Below are 18,133 nucleotides of genomic sequence, written 5' to 3'. Positions count from 1 at the left end.
CCCGGGGGGGCGGCGGGGGCGGCGGGGGGGGGCGGGCCGCCGGGGGGGGGGGGGGGGGGGGGGCGGGGCCCCCCCCCCCGACGGTGGGGGGAGCGGCGCCCGTGCCGGGGGGGAAGGGCACGGGTGCCGCGGCCCGGTCCACGCCCGGTTCCGGGCGACCTCGCCCGGACGTGCGCGGCCCGGTCCGGGGCGCCGACAGCGGTCCCGGCGCCAGGGGCGCGACGGGACGCAGCAGCGGCGCGGCCGGCGTGACGGGCGCAGCGGGGCGCGCCTGGGACTCGGCCGCCGCGCGCTCGGTGTGTACGACGGTCCGCTCCCGTTCCGTGTGCCGCCGGACCTCGGCGGCGGCCCGGCGCGGCGCGTCCCGGTCCGGTACGGCGGTCGGCGGGGCGGACGGCCGGGCCACCGGGTCGGTGGCGTCGGGGTCAGGGGTCCGGGACCGTACCGCCTCCACCCGTTCGAACGGGCCGGGCAGCCGAGGGCGTACCCGCACCGCGTCCGGACGAGGGGCGGTGTGCCGGGCGATCAGCCGGTCCAGGAAGTCGGGCTCCGCCGACGGCGCCCCCGAGGAGGAGTCAGACATCCGCACACAGCTCCAGGTAGTAGCGGCGCCGCAGCGGGCTGAGCGCCAGGATCTCCGGCTCGCTCCAGCCGTAGGCGGTGGCGAGCAGGTGGACGTCGAGGAGCACGTCGCGTGCCCAGGTGTCCAGTTCGGTCCACAGGTAGGAGGCGATGTCGAGTTCGGCGCGGGTGGCCGTGCCGCACTCGGGGCAGCCGACGTTGAGCGTCACGTCGGCGCCCGGGTCGGCCGCCTCGACGGCGTCGGCGATCCGCCGCTGGACCGGCGCCGGGAGGGCGTCGGCGGTCACGGCCGTTCCGTCGCGGACGGCCGAGACCAGGCAGCCGGCGAGCAGCGCGGCGCGCGGGTCGGCCGCCCGGGCCGCCGCCGTCAGGTCGGCGGCGGCGGGGAGCCGGAACGCGAGGTCCCAGCCGTCCTCCGACAGCCGGACGACCGACTCCCCCGCCGCGCCCAGCGACTTGGCGAACTCCCCGGCGTCCAGGTCGAACTCCATGTCCGCACTGCATGCGTGGCACTCCATCCGCACCTGCATGCGCTCGCCGAACAGCGCCCGGCGCAGTGCGAACAGGTCGGACTCGCGCTCGCCCACCGGCACCGTCAGCAGTGCGGCGGGGTCGAGGTCCGGACGCGCCGTGCCGTGCAGCAGCACGGCGCGTCCGGCGGGCGCCTCGGCGAGTCCCGCCTCCCAGGTGGCCAGCAGACCGGCCGCCCCGGTGATCGCCATGTCTTCCCCCGATTTCCTCGACTACCGCCCTTTCACGCCGGGTTGAGGAAGGAGGGCTCCTCGGGCTCGGGGACCTCGTAGTCCCGCTCCCAGCCCTCGCACTCCAGCTTCAGCGACTGGATGGCCACCGCGTTGGCGTTGGCGTCGAGTTCGCCGAGCACCTGGTACTCGCTCGGCCAGGTCCGGTAGAGCTTGTGCGAGACGGCGACCTGGCCGGCCTCGTTGAGGACCTGGATCACGATGTCCTTGCGGAAGTCGGCGAGGGACACCTCGGAGCCGAGCCCGGCGCCGACCTGCCAGACCTTGTTGGCCCAGCGGTCGAACTCGGGGTCGTGGGTGACCCCGCGCTCCAGGGTGATGCCCTCGAACTCGGAGCGTCCCGGCGACTTGCGCGGGGAGGACGGGTCGCCGCCGTGGCGGTGCTTGACGACCTCGGTGGTCCGCTTCAGTGGACTGATCTTGCTGATGCCGGCGACCGTGCGACCGTCCCACAGGACCAGGAACTTGAAGTTCTTGTAGGGGTCGAAACGATGGGCGTTGACGGTGAACTCTGCCATCGGATTCCTTCAGCTCTCCAAGATTCCCGCGGGCCTACAGCTCGAACTGCCCGGACGTCTGCTGGATTTTGACGATCACGAACTCCGCCGGGCGGACCGGTGCGATGCCGACGAGCACGTTGACGATCCCGTTCGCGACGTCCTCGTCGGTCGTGGTGTCGCTGTCGCACTTGACGAAGTAGGCCTCGCGTGGAGTGCCGCCCTTGAAGGCGCCCTGGCGGAAGAGCGTGTGCAGGTACGAGGAGGCGCTGAGGCGGATCTGCTGCCACAGGTTCTCGTCGTTGGGCTCGAACACGACCCACTGCAGGCCGCGTTGGAGGCTCTCCTCCACGTGCAGGGCGAGGCGCCGCACGGGCACGTACTTCCACTCGCTGTCGAGGGCGTCGGTGCCCTCCAGGGTGCGGGCGCCCCACACCACCGGGCCGGTCAGCGGGAAGCCGCGCAGGCAGTTGACGCCGAGGGGGTTGAGCAGGCCGGTCTCGCGGTCGGTCAGGTTGACCGTGAGCGAGTGCACGCCCGCGAGCCGCGCCTCGGTGCCGGCCGGTGCCTTCCACACGCCGCGCTCGGAGTCGGTGCGCGCGATGACGCCCGCGACGGCGCCGGACGGCGGGAAGGAGCGCAGCCGTCCGGTGAGCGGGTCGGTGAGCTGCAGGTGCGGGAAGTACAGGCCCGCGTGGTTGCCGCGTACGGCGTCGAAGGCGGCGATCCCGGCCCGTGCCGTGTCGACGCTGACCCAGGTGCCGGGCGCGTCGACGAGGAGGAAGATCCGCCGTTCCTGGCAGAGCCGCTGGGCGGCGGACACGACCGTGATCGCGTCCTCGGCCTTCTCGTACGCCGCGAGCTCGGGCAGCACCAGGAGGTTGACGTCGGCCACCGAACGCAGCGCCTGGATACCGGTCTTGTCGGCCTCGGAGCCGATGAGGTCGCCGGGACCGGGTGCCTCGCCGTCCTCGCCACCCGCCAGCGGGAAGACCGGCGGGTTGACGGAGGCCTCCAGGCCGAGGTCGTTGGCGCACTCGCCGAGGAAGCGGACGACGTCCTCGGGGTCGGTGGAGCCCGCGACGACCTGGATGCGGCGGCCGAAGGCGGTGACCTCGGCGCCGGCGAAGGCGTGCTTGCCGGGCGCGTCGGGCAGGGCGCGCAGCTTGCGTTCGAGCAGCAGCGCCAGTTCGGCCACGGAGCACAGGGCCTCTCCGTCGCAGTCGGGGTCGTAGAGCGTGAACTCGCGCTCCACGTCACCGATCTTGACGGTGAGGTCGACGGCCAGGTCGGGCAGGTCGTGGCCGAAGGGCTTGGAGACGGTGCCGGACGGGTCGGGGCGGCCCTCGCCGACCACCTCGACGCGGATCAGCCGGGAGCCCGCGTTGACGACGGTCTGCGCGTAGCGGCCGTTCGAGGGGTCCATGGACAGGCCGGTGAAGCTCTCCCGGGCCTCGCCCCGGGCGTCGTACACGCGCAGGTTGAAGGTCTCGTCGGGGCAGGGCGTGTCGTGGTCGACGGCGACGCGCAGGCCGTTGCCCCAGAGGCCGGGCTCCTTGGCGTGCACCTCGAGGACCGGGCTGTCGCTGTGGCCCTCGGTGGACTTGAGGGTGACGCAGGCGGCCTTGCCGCTGCCGGTCTTGGTGACCCGGACGATGACGGCGACCGTGCCGCCGTTGCCGAAGAACTGGTGGACCGCGTAGCCGACGGCGCTGCGTGCGCTCAGGCCGCCGAAGCGGCGTTCGAACTCCGCGAAGCTGGTGACGCGTACCGGCTCGTTCAGCGGACCGCGGCGGGTGTGCCCCACGAAGGCGGTCACCGAAGTGGTCAGGGTCGAGATGGTGCGGGTGCTGCTGGGAAGCTCTTCGACGTAGACGCCGGGGTACGTCGGCTTGGCGGCGCTCACCGCGCTCATCGGCTTTCCCCCTCCTAATCACTGTCTCGGGCACCGGACGAAGGCACCAAGAGAAAGACAGCGGAGGGACGTTGTTCCGGATCGGCGCGACAGTCGGGCCCCGTACGCGTGAACGACGTGGCCGAGCGCACCGCAACAGTTCCCCCGTCAGTGCCCGGACGGTCGGTGTCCGGGTCAAGCAGCGCGCTTGTGACTCCTGATGCTCAAGTGCTCAACCCACCTTGGTGCTTGTGAAGTTGAGCGAACAAGGCACCTTCTGGCCAGCCCACGAGAAGGTTTCGTGAAGGTCGATCACCGGTATTCCCACACCTCACCCGCGCGCCCCCGACAGAGGGTCCACACCTTCTGCACACGCCACGTCGGCAAAGAACGAAAGCCGAACCCCGGCACACCCCGGGGCCCAGCAGCCACCGCACCTCCGACCTCGTGCGACCCTTCGCGCGCCCTCCAGGACTTCTCCAGCCGCACACAACCCACCGTGGCCGGTTCCGCCCGAACGCACCCACACCTGGCGGCTGGGGTCGCGGCGGCGTCCCGGATCACCGAGGACGGCCCGGTCACCCCTGGCACTGACGCCGACACCTACGAGCGGCCTCGTCGCGGGAAGCCCCCCGGCGGCACGGTCAGGCACACGGGGCCTGGGGGCGTCCGCCATTGACACCACACCGGTCGATGAAGAGGACACGCAAGGTACGGAGATCCGGCGGCCGCCCCCAGGGCGATCTTGCTCAGCCGAGGAAACTCAGCCGCACCTGGCGGTCGGGGTTGTCGCGGTTCGTGTCCACCAGGCAGACCGACTGCCAGGTACCCAGTTCCAGTTGTCCATGCAGGACGGGCAGCGTGGCGTGGGGTGGTACGAACGCCGGGAGGACGTGGTCGCGGCCGTGGCCGTGGCTGCCGTGGCGGTGCTGCCAGCGGTCGTCGGCGGGCAGGAGGGTGTGCAGGGCGGCCAGAAGGTCGTCGTCGCTCCCGGAACCCGTCTCGATCACGGCGATGCCGGCGGTGGCGTGCGGGACGAAGACGTTCAGGAGGCCGCTGCGGCCGGCCGCCGCCTCCCGCAGGAAGGCCTCGATGTCGTCGGTGAGGTCGACCACCCGCTCCCGGGTACCGGTGGCGACGTGCAGCACTCGTGTGGTGAAGGCATCTGACATACCCCCATCCTGGCCCCAGTGAACCCCCGCCTGCCGGGGTCGGCGCACCGCGCGGGAAGATCCATGGGCGTGGCGCTGTTGGTGGAAGCGTGAACAACACGCGCGCGGTCGAGGTAGTGGTCATCGGCGCTGGTCAGGCGGGTCTGTCCAGCGCCTATCACCTGCGCCGCACCGGTTTCGAGCCGGACCGCGACTTCGTGGTCCTCGACCACGCCCCTGCCCCGGGCGGAGCCTGGCAGTTCCGGTGGCCGTCGCTGACGTACGGCAGGGTCCACGGAATGCACTCGCTGCCGGGGATGGAACTGACGGACGCGGATCGGGCCAGGCCGTCCGCCGAGGTCATCGGCGGGTACTTCGCCGCCTACGAGCGCGCCTTCGACCTGCGGGTACGGCGGCCCGTGGACGTCCGCACGGTCCGCGAGGGCGACGGCGGGCGGCTGCTGGTGGAGTCCTCGGACGGGACCTGGTCGACGCGTGCGCTGATCAACGCCACCGGCACCTGGGACCGGCCGTTCTGGCCGCGCTACCCCGGACAGGAGACCTTCCGCGGGCGCCAGTTGCACACCGCGCAGTACGCGGGGCCGCAGGAGTTCGCCGGCCTGCGGGTGATCGTGGTGGGCGGGGGCGCTTCCGGCACGCAGCACCTGCTGGAGCTCGCCCCGTACGCGGCAGCCACCACCTGGGTCACCCGGCGCCCGCCGGTCTTCCGCGAGGGGCCGTTCGACGAGAACGTGGGCCGCGCGGCGGTCGCCCTCGTGGAGGAACGGGTGCGGCAGGGACTCCCGCCCAGGAGCGTGGTCTCGGTCACGGGGCTGCCGCTGAACGACGCGATCCGACAGGGGCTGCGGAACGGTGTCCTGGACCGGCAGCCGATGTTCGACCGGATCACTCCGGACGGAGTGGAGTGGAGGGACGGTAAGCGCGTCGAGGCCGACGTCATCCTGTGGGCGACCGGGTTCCGGGCCGCCCTGGACCATCTGACGCCGCTGCGACTGCGCGAGCCGGGCGGCGGGATCCGTGTCGAGGGGACCCGTGCGGTCGCCGATCCGCGCGTCCACCTCGTCGGCTACGGCCCCTCGGCGAGCACCGTCGGGGCCAACCGGGCGGGCCGCGCGGCCGTACGGGACATCAGGCGGCTGCTCGCCGGGGAGCCGCTGCCCGCCGCCGCGTGACGTCCCGTCGGGTCACCTCGGCGTCGCCGTCTGGGCCTGCCGGGACTGAGCGGGGCTCTGCTGGGACTGCGTGGGGTTCTGCGGCGCGGTCTGCGCCGGACTCCGGCTCGGCTGGGTCGGGGACTTCTGCAGGGCGTTGAACTCGGCCACATTGCGCTGGTGCTCCGCGTAGTCGGAGGTGAAGCGGGTGTCGCCGGGCTTGACGGTGACGAAGAACAGCCAGTCGCCCGGCGGCGGGTTGATCGCGGCGCGCACGGCGTCCTCGCCCGGGTTGTCGATGGGCGTGGGCGGCAGCCCCATGCGCTGGTAGGAGTTGTAGGGGCTGTCGATCCGGGTGTCGTCCATGCTCGTCCTGAGCGTGTTCCGGTTCAGCGCGTAGTTGATGGTGGAGTCCATCTGCAACGGCATGCCGCGGTTCAGCCGGTTGAAGACGACCCGGGCCACCTTCCCCATGTCGGCCTTGCCGGCGGCCTCGGCCTGGACGATGCTCCCAATGGTGACCGCCTGGTAGATGTTCATCGCGTTGCGCTGCGCACCGGCCGCGATGGGCGCCCCGTTGAACCTCTTGTTCGCGGTGTCGACCATGCTCTGCAGCACCGACTGCGGGGTCGCCCCCTCGGGGATCGGATACGTGGCCGGGAAGAGAAAGCCCTCGGGGTTGCCCCCGGCGTCGCCCGGCAGCCTCAGACCGGCTTTGGCGATGGACATACGGGTGGTGCCCGTCGGCACGGCGAGGGCCTTGTCGATGGCGTCGTACACCTGACTGGCGCGCCAGCCCTCCGGGATCACCAGGGTCTTGGGCTTGGTGTCCTTGCCGCCGGCGAGGTGGTTCAGCAGCGGCACCGCCACGGCGGTGCCGGCCACGACGGCGCCGGTCACGACGAGGGCGAGCTTGCCCCGGCGCGTCAGTCGAATCGTGCTCCGTGGCGGAGTGTTCATCTGCATGCGGGCACGTTAACCCGCATAACTCCGCAAATCCGGCATATCGTCAGCTTGTCGACGCAGTTGCGCGTCGCCGCGCCCGGTCGCGCGTCAACTGTCCGGTCGTGCGGCACCGCGTCCGGTCGTGCGGCACCGCGTCCGGTCCTGCGTCATCCCGTCGGTTCCAGTCGCGCGTCCCGGCGGACCAGGGCCGCGTACCGCCCCTCGCGCTCCAGCAGCTCCTCGTGCGTACCCCGTTCGGCAACCTGCCCGGAGTCGAGGACCACGATCTGGTCCGCGCCGCGGACGGTGGACAGCCGGTGCGCGATGGTGAGCGTCGTCCGGTTGGCCGACAGGGCGTCGATGGCCTCCTGGACCGCGTGTTCGGTGCGCGTGTCCAGGGCGCTGGTGGCCTCGTCGAGGATGAGGACCGGCGGGTCGCGCAGGATCGTGCGGGCGATGGCGAGGCGCTGCTTCTCGCCACCCGAGAAGCGGTGGCCGCGTTCGCCGACGACCGTGTCGTAGCCGTCGGGCAGCGCGGCGATGTGGTCGTGTATCTGGGCCGCCTTCGCGGCCGCGTGCAGTTCGTCGTCGGTGGCGTCCGGCTTGGCGAAGCGGAGGTTGTCGGCGACCGAGGCGTGGAAGAGGTACGTCTCCTGGGAGACGACGCCGACCGCGCGGGCGAGGGTGTCGAAGTCGAGGTCGCGGACGTCGACGCCGTCCAGGGTGACGCGGCCGCCGGTGACGTCGTACAGCCGGGGCACCAGGTAGCCGAGCGTGGACTTGCCCGCGCCGGTGGGCCCGACGACCGCCAGGCTGCTGCCCGCCGGGACGGTGATGTCGATCCCGTCGAGCACGGGACGAACAGGGCGCACGGCGCGGACGGAACCGGCCTTGTCGGCAGTGTCCTCGCCGTTCTCGTACCGGAACTCGACGCCCTCGAAGCGGACCTCGCCCTTGACCTGGTCGAGGTGGACCGGCTGGTCCCGCTCGGTGATGTCGATGGGCAGGTCGAGGTACTCGAAGATGCGCTGGAAGAGCGCGAGCGAGGTCTGTATCTGCACGCCGGTCGACAGGAGGCTCACGGCCGGGCGGAACAGGCCCTGCTGGAGCGAGACGAAGGCGACGATGGTGCCGAGCGACACCTGGGGGCCGCCGAGCTGGAGGGCGACACCCGCGGTCCAGTAGATGACGGCGGGCAGGGCGGCCATGACGATCGTGATCACGGCCATCCGCCAGCGGCCGGCCATGCTCGACCTCACTTCGAGGTCGACGAGCTGCTCCGACTCCTCGGCGAAGGACCTGGTCAGCGAGTCGGAACGGCCCATGGTGCGGCCGAGCAGAATGCCGCTGACCGAGAGCGACTCGGTGACCGTGGCGGCCATCGCGGCCATCTGCTTCTGGCGCTGGGTGGTGATCTTCTTGCGCTCGTCGCCGACGCGGCGGCTGATCCACACGAACACCGGCAGCAGGACCAGCGAGACGACGGTCAGCCGCCAGTCGAGGGCGACCATCGCGACGATCGTGGCGACGACGCTGGTGACGTTGGAGACCAGGGAGGTGGCGGTGGAGGTGACGGTGGCCTGCATGCCGCCGATGTCGTTGGCGATGCGGGACTGCACCTCGCCGGTGCGGGTGCGGGTGAAGAAGGCGAGCGACATGCGCTGCAGGCGGCCGTAGACGGCGGTGCGCAGGTCGTGCATGACGCGCTGGCCGACGGTCGTCGAGATCAGCGTCTGCAGGACGCCGAAGACACTGGTGAGGACGGCACTGAGGATCATGCCGAGCGCGAGCAGGCTCAGCAGGCCGGTGCGGCCGTCGGGTATCGCGACGTCGAGGATCTCCTTGAGGAGGAACGGCGTGGCGACCGAGACCAGCGACGAGGCGCCGACCAGCAGGCCGACGACACCGAGCCGGCCGCGGTAGGGGCGGAAGAGGCGCAGGATGCGGCGCACCTGCCGGGGCTGTTCCTTCGCCTCGGCGGGCGGTGTCCAAGAGGGTTCACGGTCGGGATGCATGGGCTCCTACGGAGGTGAGCGGGCGTCGGCACGGAGGCCGGCCGACGATGACTGACGGATCGTAGCTCATTGTGAGTATAGGTAACAATGAACTAGGTCCTGATATTGTTCCCGCATGACCTCCCCCGATCCCGAGGGCCTGCTCGCCGAGCAGTTGCTGCGGCTCACCCGCCGGGTGCACCGCATCCAGAAGCGCCATCTGGAGCGGCGCGGCCTGGGCGTCACCCCGGCCCAGTCGCGCCTGCTGCGCACCCTCGCGCACTACGGCTCCCCGCCGCGCATGGCCGACCTCGCCGAGCGGCTGGAGGTGGTGCCGCGGGCGGTGACGACCCTGGTCGACGGGCTGGAGGCGAGCGGCAAGGTGCGGCGGGTGGCCGATCCGACCAACCGGCGGGTGACCCGGATCGAGCTCACGGACGAGGGCCGGACGACCCTGCGCGAGTTGCGCGGGGCGCGCCGGTCGGCGGCGGAGGAGATCCTCGCCCCGCTCACGGAGGAGCAGCGCGAGCTGCTCGGCGGCCTGCTCGACACGCTCGTGGACGGAGCGGCGGCCGAGCGCTGCTGAACGCGCGGCGAGGGGGCGATCCGCCGTCCGGCTGCGGTGCGCGGCAAGTGTGCGGCGCGTCGCGGCGGGGCCGGGGACGCGTCGCACACCCGTCGGCTCAGCAGCCGGCGCGATCCTCGGTGAGCATGCCCTGGACCGTGGTCAGGGAGCGGTCGTAGCAGCCGCCCGAGCCGTACAGCCGGTAGCGCTCGCCCGTCGTGCCGACCGCGTGCCGCTGATCGCGCGGCACGTTCAGGGTGTACGAGGCGTCGCCGGTGTAGGTGTCGTCGAGCCGTGACCACGCGGTGCGCCGCCCGCCACGGGTCTCCACGACGGCCGCCCGGTCCCCGAGGGTGAGGGTGGTGCGCAGCCGGTCGCCCGCGCTGAGCGTCGTGGCACCGTCCATCGTGTACGTCCGGTGCGTGTGCGTCGTCCGGGCCGGTCCGTGGCCGTCGACCGTGACGGTCTCGTCGTCCGTCCAGGTGGCGTCGAGTCCGTCGGTCGTCTCACCCTCGGTCCAGCGATGCGCGGAGGTGTGGGCCAGCGTCCGGCGGACGGTGGTCGTCACGCGACCGTGCGAGGTGTCGACGTATCCGGAGACGGTCAGCCGGTGACCGGCCTCGGCGTCGACCCGGTGCTCCTCGGAACCGTACGTGTACGTCGCCGAGTTGGCCAGGTCGGTGGCCTTGTCCACGGTGAGCCCGCCGGTGACGTGCGCGCGATGCTCGTCCTGCCAGACCAGCACGTTCACCGGAGCGCTCCACCCTGCCTGCCCCTCGGGGACGCCGGCGACGGAGACCTCGACCTTGTGCGGGTGGCCGTCGTTGAGGATCCCGGCGAAGGGGGTCAGGTCGTACTCGATCGGCTTGACGTCGAAGGCGCGCGGCGCCGGGACGACATACCAGAGGAACGGGTTGGACCAGCCGCCGGTCCACACGTTCGGGAACGGGGCGGCGATTCCAGCCAGTTGCCCGTCGACCTTGATCTGCACCTCGCGATAGGGGCCCTTGTCGGCCTTGCAGGAGTACGGTGCCGGGTCGGGCGCGGTCAGGTACCAGAACTCCTCGCAGCCGCCGCCCGATCCGGTGGCGTACACCTCGGCGACGATGCGCTCGCTGTTGCCCGGCGTGGTGAGGGTCGTACCGGACAGGGGCAGGACGCGGTCGGGGACGGCGCCGGAGAGGCTTCGACCGATCGCGGAGTCGCCTTGGCCGGCCTCGGAGTTGGCCCGACCGACGGTGAGACCGCCTTGGTGGAGCACGGGGTCGGCCCGGTAGAAGGTCAACGTCACCTTGACGTCGATGACGCCCGTGTACGTGTCGTCGACGACGTTTCCGATCAGCATCTCGACGTCCTGCGCCCGGCGGAAGGTGTCGCTGTAGCGAGTGACGTCCTTCTCCACCGACCACTCGACGCCGTCCGGGGACGGCTCCGGCGTCGACGTGCGCAGGACCTCGACGCCACCGACGTGCAGATAGCCGAGCCGGTCGTACTGGCGCCCCTTCACCTTGCCGTCGAGGCGTAACACCACCTTGCTCCAGCGATCCCCGCAGCCGTCCGGCGGTGTGTACGCGCCCTTGTACGGCGTGAAGTCACGGAACTGGGCCTCGGCGAGGGTGACGCGGCAGGACTTGGCGTCCGGCTTGGCGATCGGCGGGGCGGCGGTCACCGGGTCGTGCCAGTCGGTGCCGAACTCGGCGGGGGCGTCGGCGGATCGGGCCGGAGCGGCTGTCGCTCCGAGGAGGGTGCCGGCCAGGAGGGTCACTCCGGCAAGCATGGACATGACTATCCGGCTTCTCATGGACCGCTGTTCTACGGGCACGGACACGCTCCCCGCAACGACGCCACGCGCCAATCAGGCCGTCAACTCCGCCCTGTCCCCCATCACCACCACGGGATGCCGGTCCGGATCCAGCGTGCGCAGCAGGTACTCCATGTCGGACTTGGACATGCTGACGCACCCCGACGTACCGCTGCCATGGTCCATGTGCAGCCAGATGCTCCCGCCCTTCTCCTCTCCCCGGGGGCGCGTCGGGTCGTTCGGCGGTGTTCCCGCGACCCGGTTGTAGTCGATGGCGATGACGTAGTCGAAGTCGTGCCAGTGCGTCGCGGGCCACCAGCGCGGTGCGGCGAAGGCGGAGTCCCGGGTGTACGGCAGTCGGGCACCCGGATCGTCGAGCACCCCACCCGCGTCGGTGAGGGTGAACACGCCGACCGGGCTGCGCCGGTCGCCCGAGCGGTGATAGGTGGTCCAGCCCCTCTTGCCGTTGTGCGCCGGCCAGGCGCGGACGCGCCGCCAGTTCGCGCCGTACTTGGCGTACAGCACGACCGTGGAGTCCGCCGAGTCCCTGCCGTCGCCGTAGACCGCCACCACCTGGCCGGAGTCGACCGGAATCCGCCGCTGCAGACGGTCGCCGACGTCCGGAATGCGGGTCGGGTCCTGAGGGCCGGGGCTGGGCGATCCAGGGCGGGGGGATCCGGCATCGGGTGATCCGGCTGGGCCGCCGGGCTCGGCGCCGCTGCCTCGGTGTCCCGTCGCGTCGGTGTCGCGGTGCTGCGCCGAGCCGCAGGCGGTCGGGCCTGCCAGGAGGATGCCGAGGGCCGCCACCGCGAACGCCACTCTCCGCACACCGTCGATCCACACCCCGTCGATCCGCATCCGGACATCCTGGCACCACGTACCACCGCATTGCGCGAACTTCCGGACATCGCCCCGAACGGCGCACCGAAGCCCGCCGATTCTCGCCGTCCAGGAAAACCGTTTGATTTCGACCACGCTCCGACGCGAACCTTTCACGGCTTGTTGCCGCTTCCCCGCCTGACGAGAGCCGCTGGGACGTCATGCAGATTCAAGACCTTCCGTATCCCGACCCGGGTGTGCCCGACGCACGCTCGGGTCCCCGATTCCTGTGGTGGCTGGGGCGGAACCAGTTGGGCGGACAGCTGAAGGCACTGGCCTGGGGCCTGCTGCACTTCGTGTCCGTCTCCGCCCTGCCGTTCTGTGTCGGCCTCGCCGTCCAGGCCGTCGTCGACCGCTCCGGCACCCGGCTGGTCCGGACCGGCGCGCTGATGGCGCTGTGCGGCGTGGCCATCGCCGTGGGCGACACCTTCCTGCACCGGACCGCGGTCACCAACTGGATCACCGCCGCCGCCCGCGTCCAACAACTGCTGGCCCGTCAGTCCGCCGAGCTGGGCTCCGCGCTGACCCGGCGGGTCGCGGCCGGTGAGGTGGTGGCCGTCTCGACCGGCGACGTGGAGAAGATCGGCTGGTTCGTCGAGGCCGTGTCGCGCTTCACCGCCGCCGCGCTGACGGTCGTCGTGGTCTGCGTCGGCCTGGTCGTCTACCAGCCGGCGCTCGGCGTCATCGTCGCGGTCGGGCTGCCCGTGCTGGCGCTCGCCGTCCTGCCGCTGCTGCCCCGGGCGACCCGGCGCGCCGACTTCCAGCGCGAGAAGGCGGGCCGGGCGACCGAGCTGGCCTCGGACACCGTCGCCGGTCTGCGGGTGCTGCGCGGCATCGGCGGCGAGGAACTGTTCCTCGACCGCTACCGCCGCGCCTCCCAGGAGGTACGGCGCGCGGCCGTCCGCAGCGCCCGGATGTGGTCCCTGATCTCCGCGATCCAGGTGTCGCTGCCGGGGCTGCTGCTGATCGCGGTCGTCTGGCAGGGCGTCCATCTCGCCCGCCAGGGCCGGATCACCGTCGGCGAACTGGTCACCGTCTACAGCGCGGTCATGGTCCTCACCTACCCGCTGCGGCACTTCGAGGAGATCGCCATGGCGTACTCCTTCTCGCGCCCGTCGGCCAAACGTGCCGCCCGCGTGCTGTCCCTGCGCCGGACCACCGACGCCGGAGGATCGCGCGAGGCCGACGCCCCGAGCGGCGACCTGTACGACCCGGCCACCGCTCTGCTCGCGCCCAGCGGCAGCCTCACCGCCGTGGTCTGCGGCGACCCGGACGCGGCGGGACGCCTCGCCGAACGCCTCGGCGGGCATCCCTCCGAGGCCGGCCCGTCGGTCCTGCTAGGCGGCGTGCCGCTCGACGAGCTGCCCCTCGACACCGCCCGCACCGCCGTCCTCGTCCAGGACAAGGACCCGGTCCTGCTGTCCGGTTCGCTGCGCGAGCTGCTCGACGTCCCCGCGTCCGGCGGGGTCGGGGCCGAGGAGGCGCTGGCGGCCGCGCAGTGCGGGGACGTCCTGGACGCGCTCGTCCAGGGGGCCCTGGACGAGGGGGATCCGATGGACGCCCGCATCACGGAGCGCGGGCGCTCGCTGTCGGGCGGCCAGCGCCAACGGCTCGCGCTCGCCCGGTCCCTGATCACCGACCCGGAGGTGCTCGTCCTGGACGAGCCGACCTCCGCCGTCGACTCGCACACCGAGGCGCGGATCGCGGAGGGGGTGCGGACGCTGCGGACGGGACGCACCACCGTGGTGTTCACCTCGTCCCCGCTGCTCCTGGACCGCGCGGACCGGGTCGTCATGGTGCACGAGGACGAGGTCGTCGCGGTCGGCACGCACCGCGAACTGGTGCACACGGATCCCCTGTACCGGGCGGTCGTCACACGTGAGACCGATGACGAAGCCGCCCTGCGGACCAGGTTGGACGACCACGAGGCAGCTCTACGGAAGACGCGGCACGACGACCGGGCAGCCCTGCGCAACGGGCTGGACGACGAGGCCGCCAACCGGCTGGACACGTTCGAAGAGATCGAGGAGAGCGCATGATCGGCGTTGCGCCACCGGCGTACGACCCGGCGGCCCCGACGACGGCCACCACCCTGCCCGTCGGCGCCACCGCGACCGTGCGCGCCTACGTGGCCGAACTGTTCCGGCGCCACCGCCGCGCCTTCCTGCTCCTCATCGCCGTCAACACCGTGGCCGTGGTGTCCTCCATGGCGGGCCCGTACCTGCTGGGCGGGCTCGTCGAGCGGGTGTCCGACGGAGCACGGGAGCTGCATCTCGGTCTGACCGTCGGGCTGTTCGTGCTCGCGCTGGCCGTGCAGGCCGTGTTCGTGCGCGAGGTGCGATTGCGCGGCGCGATGCTCGGCGAGCGGATGCTGGCCGACCTGCGCGAGGACTTCCTCGTCCGGTCGGTGGGACTGCCGCCGGGTGTCCTGGAAAGGGCGGGCACCGGCGACCTGCTGTCCCGGATCACCACGGACATCGACCGGCTCGCCAACGCCATGCGCGAGGCGGTGCCGCAGCTCGCGATCGGTGTGGTGTGGGTCGTGCTGTTGCTGGGCGGCCTCGTGGTCACCGCGCCCCCGCTGGCGGCTGCGGTGCTGCTCGCCGTACCGGTGCTGGTCGTGGGCTGCCGCTGGTACTTCAAGCGAGCGCCGTCCGGCTACCGCTCGGAGTCCGCCGGATACGCGGCCGTTGCCGCCGCGCTGGCCGAGACGGTCGACGCGGGCCGGACCGTCGAGGCGCATCGTCTCGGGGCCCGCCGCGTCGCCCTGTCGGAGCGCCGGATCAAGGAATGGACGGCCTGGGAGCGCTACACACTGTGGCTGCGCTCGGTGCTCTTCCCCGTCATCAACGCCACGCACGTGGTGGTGCTCGGCTCGGTGCTGATGGTCGGCGGTGTCTTCGTCCTGCACGACTGGATCGACGTGGGACAGCTGACCACCGGGGCGCTCATCGCGCAGTTGCTGGTCGACCCGGTGAACCTGATCCTGCGCTGGTACGACGAGGTGCAGGTCGCCCAGGTCTCGCTGGCCCGCCTGGTCGGCGTGCGCGACATCGAGCCGGACGCCGGGGACAGTTCGCTCGCCCCCGACGGGCGCACCGTGCGCGCGGACGCGGTGCGATTCGGCTACCGCGAGGGCGTCGACGTCCTGCGCGAGGTGTCCCTCGAGGTCGCGCCCGGCACCCGGGTGGCGCTGGTCGGCCCTTCGGGTGCGGGCAAGTCCACCCTGGGCCGTCTGCTCGCCGGTATCTACGCGCCCGGGGCCGGCCGCATCACGCTGGGCGATGCCGAACTGTCCCGGATGCCCGCCGAGCGGATCCGCTCCCACGTGGCCCTGGTCAACCAGGAGCACCACGTCTTCGTGGGCTCCCTGCGCGACAACATCCTGCTGGCCCGGGCGGACGCCGTCGACGCCGAGCTGTGGGCGGCCCTGGGCGCGGTCGACGCGGACGGCTGGGCGCGGGCACTGGACGACGGCCTGGACACCGAGGTCGGCTCGGGCGGACTCGCGCTCACCCCCGCCCAGGCCCAGCAGATCGCGCTGGCCCGCCTGGTGCTGGCCGACCCGCACACGCTGGTCCTGGACGAGGCGACCTCGCTCCTCGACCCGCGCGCCGCGCGGCACCTGGAGCGCTCCCTGGCCCGCGTCCTCGACGGCCGCACCGTGGTCGCCATCGCGCACCGCCTGCACACCGCCCACGACGCGGACGTCATCGCGGTCGTCGAGAACGGTCGTATCAGTGAGCTCGGCAGCCACGATCAGCTGGTCGAGGCGGACGGCGCCTACGCGGCACTGTGGCGTTCCTGGCACGGGTGACCGGCCGGAACCGACACCGGCGGGTGGCTCGGTCCGCGGGACCGGGCCCCGGCGGGCGGGCGTGTCGGTGGGGGCCTGGCGGGCCTCGGCCTGCGGCGCCGCAGGGCTGGGCGGTGGGCCGTGCGTGATCGTGGCCGGGGCGGGTACTCGCGCTGCCGGGACGCGGAGGGGACCCGAGACGGGCCGCGCACCCGCAGGCCAGTGCCCGTGCCGTTGCGCAGTGCCGATCAGGGGTGGAAGGCTGGATAGCGGCACCGGTTCGGGGGACGCCCGGAAACCGTCCGGTTCGAACCGGGTGACACCCGTGCCGCGCGCGCCGGCGGACCTTCGCCGACCGCGGTGAGAACGGGCCGTCTTCACCAGGAGGTACCCGTGGACAGCGCCGACGGATGGGGAGACGACGTCTACCAGCCCGATGGATCCGAGATCCGGGAGGACTCGGGGCTGCTCGACGCGGAGGACACACTGGTCGACGACGGTGTCGACGATCCCCTGGACCGCGGCTGGTCCCCTCCCGAGCGGCCGTGGGCAGTGGAGCACAGCGGTGTCACGGCGGCGGAGCGCCACCAGGGCGAGAGCTTGGACCAACGCCTGGCCGAGGAGTTGCCCGATCTTGTCGTGCCCGACGGCGACGGCATCGGTGACTGCCAGGGCACCGACGGCGAGGCGCTGGACAACGAGGTCGGCGCCCTCCGCTCCGGCCGCCTGGTGGCCCCCGACGAAGGGGCGCACGAGGACGAGGAGAGCGCCCTGGTCGCCACGGACGTGGGCATCGACGGCGCGGCCGCCTCCGCCGAGGAGGCCGCGATGCACATCGTGGACGAGGACACTTTCTACAGCTGACCCCGCAGTCCCCTGCCCGCCGACCGCCCCGTGCGAGGAGCAGCCATGCAGCAGGACAAGCACCCCGACTACCACCCCGTGGTCTTCCGTGACCGCTCCGCCGGATACGCCTTCCTGACCCGGTCCACGGCGGCCAGCGACCAGACCATCGAATGGGACGACGGCGCGACGTACCCGGTGGTCGACGTGGAGATCTCCTCGGAGAGCCACCCCTTCTACACCGGCAAGGCCCGCACGGTCGACTCGGAGGGCCGCGTCGCCCGCTTCGAGCGGCGCTACGGCGGGGCCGCGCAGGACTCCGGGGGAGGCGGCGGGCCCGCCTGACCCGGGCCCGCCCGCCGGAGGCCGACCCCGGCCGCCCGCCGGACGACGAGGCCCGTCCGTCAGATCACGTTGAGCGCGGCCGCGCAGCCCACTCCGCCGAGCAGCATGAACACCGGCATCAGCACCTTGAGCTCGACCCAGCTGCCCGCCCGGAACCGCATGACCTTCGGCGGACCCACCGGGTACCAGCGCTTGCGGCCGATCGGGATCGGCCACAGGACCGGGCAGCCGGAGACCGTCAGCGCGTCCCCGAGGTCGTGCACCAGCGCGCCCAGCACGATCGGCAGCCCCAGCCACAGGTACTGCTGCCCGGGCTCCGTGAACAGCCAGTGCGAGCCGTTGCCCGGCTTGTCCAGCACACCCGCGAGGATCCAGGCGCTGGTCGCCGCCAGCAGCCAGACCAGGACATCGCTGCTGGAGCCGCGAGCCGCCCGCCACAGCAGACCCTCGATCGCCAGCACCATGTGCACGAAGAGGATCGCCAGCACCGCCCAACGGCCCCCGGCGATCGCCAGGGCCGCGGTCCCCGCGCCGATGAGGACCGCCCACAGCCAGGTGTGGGTCAGGGTGCGGTGCCCGCCGGAGCGCCGCGGGTCGCCCTGCTTCCTGGTCGCCTTGTAGACGGCGTAGGACAGCTTGTCCACGATCTCGCAGACCCAGCGCGACAGCGGCCCGAAGGCGCGCGAGATGGTGGCCGCCTTGTGGTCCAGGTCGGGGGCGAGTGCCGCGCCCGCGCAGATCAGCGCGCCGGACAGAACCACCGGCCAGGGCATCGCATGCCCCGCCGCGGCGGCCGCCGCCCCTACGCCGAGCCAGGCCGCGGCCCCCGACAGTGAGTGTGCTGGTCCCATCATGGCCGTTCCCCGCCCCATTCCTCGTGTGCCGCTGTCCAGTTGACCGGGTGCATT

The 18,133-nt window shown here is 72.3% G+C and carries 15 protein-coding genes; 6 read left to right on the top strand and 9 right to left on the bottom strand.

The window, feature by feature from the left end; genetic code table 11:
- Nucleotides 1–575: 575 nt before the first annotated feature.
- From ACWGKT_RS39820 to ACWGKT_RS39805, 4 genes are all read right to left on the bottom strand, one after another.
- Nucleotides 576–1,304, bottom strand: a complete 729-nt coding sequence (locus ACWGKT_RS39820) for a T4 family baseplate hub assembly chaperone (RefSeq protein WP_453277513.1) — start codon at nucleotides 1,302–1,304, stop codon at nucleotides 576–578.
- A gap of 32 nt (nucleotides 1,305–1,336) precedes the next feature.
- The gene (locus ACWGKT_RS39815; protein WP_004003113.1) at nucleotides 1,337–1,861 is read right to left on the bottom strand and encodes a phage tail protein; all 525 of its coding nucleotides are present in this window, start codon (nucleotides 1,859–1,861) and stop codon (nucleotides 1,337–1,339) included.
- A 34-nt stretch (nucleotides 1,862–1,895) separates the two neighbouring features.
- Nucleotides 1,896–3,755 carry a phage tail sheath family protein gene (locus tag ACWGKT_RS39810; RefSeq protein WP_453277512.1) on the bottom strand — a complete coding sequence of 620 codons (1,860 nt, stop codon included), beginning with the start codon at nucleotides 3,753–3,755 and terminating at the stop codon, nucleotides 1,896–1,898.
- Nucleotides 3,756–4,483: 728 nt separating this feature from the next.
- Entirely contained in the window at nucleotides 4,484–4,906 is a 423-nt protein-coding gene (locus ACWGKT_RS39805) for a secondary thiamine-phosphate synthase enzyme YjbQ (protein WP_356152428.1), read from the bottom strand.
- A gap of 89 nt (nucleotides 4,907–4,995) precedes the next feature.
- Between ACWGKT_RS39805 and ACWGKT_RS39800 the strand changes: the two genes are divergently transcribed.
- Entirely contained in the window at nucleotides 4,996–6,078 is a 1,083-nt protein-coding gene (locus ACWGKT_RS39800; RefSeq protein WP_453277511.1) for an NAD(P)-binding domain-containing protein, read from the top strand.
- A 12-nt stretch (nucleotides 6,079–6,090) separates the two neighbouring features.
- On the opposite strand, the gene mltG is transcribed toward ACWGKT_RS39800, so the two are convergent.
- Complete coding sequence (gene mltG, locus ACWGKT_RS39795; RefSeq protein WP_453277510.1) at nucleotides 6,091–7,023, bottom strand: endolytic transglycosylase MltG; 933 nt, start codon at nucleotides 7,021–7,023, stop codon at nucleotides 6,091–6,093.
- A gap of 146 nt (nucleotides 7,024–7,169) precedes the next feature.
- Entirely contained in the window at nucleotides 7,170–9,017 is a 1,848-nt protein-coding gene (locus ACWGKT_RS39790) for an ABC transporter ATP-binding protein (protein ID WP_356152433.1), read from the bottom strand.
- Nucleotides 9,018–9,132: 115 nt separating this feature from the next.
- Between ACWGKT_RS39790 and ACWGKT_RS39785 the strand changes: the two genes are divergently transcribed.
- On the top strand, nucleotides 9,133–9,582 hold the full coding sequence (locus tag ACWGKT_RS39785; RefSeq protein WP_235454434.1) for a MarR family winged helix-turn-helix transcriptional regulator: 450 nt from the start codon (nucleotides 9,133–9,135) through the stop codon (nucleotides 9,580–9,582).
- A 97-nt stretch (nucleotides 9,583–9,679) separates the two neighbouring features.
- Here ACWGKT_RS39785 and ACWGKT_RS39780 read toward each other — a convergent pair whose 3' ends face one another.
- Together ACWGKT_RS39780 and ACWGKT_RS39775 are read right to left on the bottom strand one after the other, a co-directional pair.
- Nucleotides 9,680–11,362: a peptide-N4-asparagine amidase gene (locus tag ACWGKT_RS39780; protein ID WP_453277509.1), complete on the bottom strand. Its 1,683-nt coding sequence runs from the start codon at nucleotides 11,360–11,362 to the stop codon at nucleotides 9,680–9,682.
- 54 nt (nucleotides 11,363–11,416) lie between these two features.
- A complete protein-coding gene (locus ACWGKT_RS39775) occupies nucleotides 11,417–12,220 on the bottom strand; it encodes a L,D-transpeptidase family protein (RefSeq protein WP_453277508.1) in 804 nt (267 codons plus the stop codon).
- 182 nt (nucleotides 12,221–12,402) lie between these two features.
- Between ACWGKT_RS39775 and ACWGKT_RS39770 the strand changes: the two genes are divergently transcribed.
- The 4 genes from ACWGKT_RS39770 (at nucleotide 12,403) to ACWGKT_RS39755 (ending at nucleotide 17,225) form a co-directional block, all read left to right on the top strand.
- Nucleotides 12,403–14,280: an ABC transporter transmembrane domain-containing protein gene (locus tag ACWGKT_RS39770; RefSeq protein WP_453277507.1), complete on the top strand. Its 1,878-nt coding sequence runs from the start codon at nucleotides 12,403–12,405 to the stop codon at nucleotides 14,278–14,280.
- Nucleotides 14,277–16,058 (top strand): ABC transporter ATP-binding protein, encoded by a 1,782-nt coding sequence (locus tag ACWGKT_RS39765; protein ID WP_453277506.1) that lies wholly within the window; start codon nucleotides 14,277–14,279, stop codon nucleotides 16,056–16,058. The genes ACWGKT_RS39770 and ACWGKT_RS39765 overlap by 4 nt, the downstream gene beginning before the upstream one ends.
- Before the next feature lie 372 nt (nucleotides 16,059–16,430).
- Nucleotides 16,431–16,901 carry a DUF5709 domain-containing protein gene (locus ACWGKT_RS39760; protein ID WP_235454429.1) on the top strand — a complete coding sequence of 157 codons (471 nt, stop codon included), beginning with the start codon at nucleotides 16,431–16,433 and terminating at the stop codon, nucleotides 16,899–16,901.
- A 45-nt stretch (nucleotides 16,902–16,946) separates the two neighbouring features.
- The gene (locus ACWGKT_RS39755) at nucleotides 16,947–17,225 is read left to right on the top strand and encodes a type B 50S ribosomal protein L31 (protein WP_453277505.1); all 279 of its coding nucleotides are present in this window, start codon (nucleotides 16,947–16,949) and stop codon (nucleotides 17,223–17,225) included.
- A 59-nt stretch (nucleotides 17,226–17,284) separates the two neighbouring features.
- Here ACWGKT_RS39755 and ACWGKT_RS39750 read toward each other — a convergent pair whose 3' ends face one another.
- Entirely contained in the window at nucleotides 17,285–18,079 is a 795-nt protein-coding gene (locus tag ACWGKT_RS39750) for a metal-dependent hydrolase (RefSeq protein WP_356152443.1), read from the bottom strand.
- Nucleotides 18,080–18,133 lie beyond the last annotated feature (54 nt).

The sequence above is a fragment of the Streptomyces sp. NPDC054794 genome (assembly GCF_053611585.1).
The sequence above is the reverse complement of the archived record's forward strand: the minus strand, read 5'-3'. Positions and strand labels throughout refer to the sequence as shown.

Coding starts and splice junctions, on each gene's coding strand:
- ACWGKT_RS39790 (WP_356152433.1), bottom strand. CDS start 9,017: ATGCATCCCGACCGTGAACCCTCTTGGACACCGCCCGCCGAGGCGAAG.
- ACWGKT_RS39755 (WP_453277505.1), top strand. CDS start 16,947: ATGCAGCAGGACAAGCACCCCGACTACCACCCCGTGGTCTTCCGTGAC.
- mltG (WP_453277510.1), bottom strand. CDS start 7,023: ATGCAGATGAACACTCCGCCACGGAGCACGATTCGACTGACGCGCCGG.
- ACWGKT_RS39780 (WP_453277509.1), bottom strand. CDS start 11,362: ATGAGAAGCCGGATAGTCATGTCCATGCTTGCCGGAGTGACCCTCCTG.
- ACWGKT_RS39820 (WP_453277513.1), bottom strand. CDS start 1,304: ATGGCGATCACCGGGGCGGCCGGTCTGCTGGCCACCTGGGAGGCGGGA.
- ACWGKT_RS39750 (WP_356152443.1), bottom strand. CDS start 18,079: ATGATGGGACCAGCACACTCACTGTCGGGGGCCGCGGCCTGGCTCGGC.
- ACWGKT_RS39785 (WP_235454434.1), top strand. CDS start 9,133: ATGACCTCCCCCGATCCCGAGGGCCTGCTCGCCGAGCAGTTGCTGCGG.
- ACWGKT_RS39775 (WP_453277508.1), bottom strand. CDS start 12,220: ATGCGGATCGACGGGGTGTGGATCGACGGTGTGCGGAGAGTGGCGTTC.
- ACWGKT_RS39815 (WP_004003113.1), bottom strand. CDS start 1,861: ATGGCAGAGTTCACCGTCAACGCCCATCGTTTCGACCCCTACAAGAAC.
- ACWGKT_RS39770 (WP_453277507.1), top strand. CDS start 12,403: ATGCAGATTCAAGACCTTCCGTATCCCGACCCGGGTGTGCCCGACGCA.
- ACWGKT_RS39765 (WP_453277506.1), top strand. CDS start 14,277: ATGATCGGCGTTGCGCCACCGGCGTACGACCCGGCGGCCCCGACGACG.
- ACWGKT_RS39810 (WP_453277512.1), bottom strand. CDS start 3,755: ATGAGCGCGGTGAGCGCCGCCAAGCCGACGTACCCCGGCGTCTACGTC.
- ACWGKT_RS39805 (WP_356152428.1), bottom strand. CDS start 4,906: ATGTCAGATGCCTTCACCACACGAGTGCTGCACGTCGCCACCGGTACC.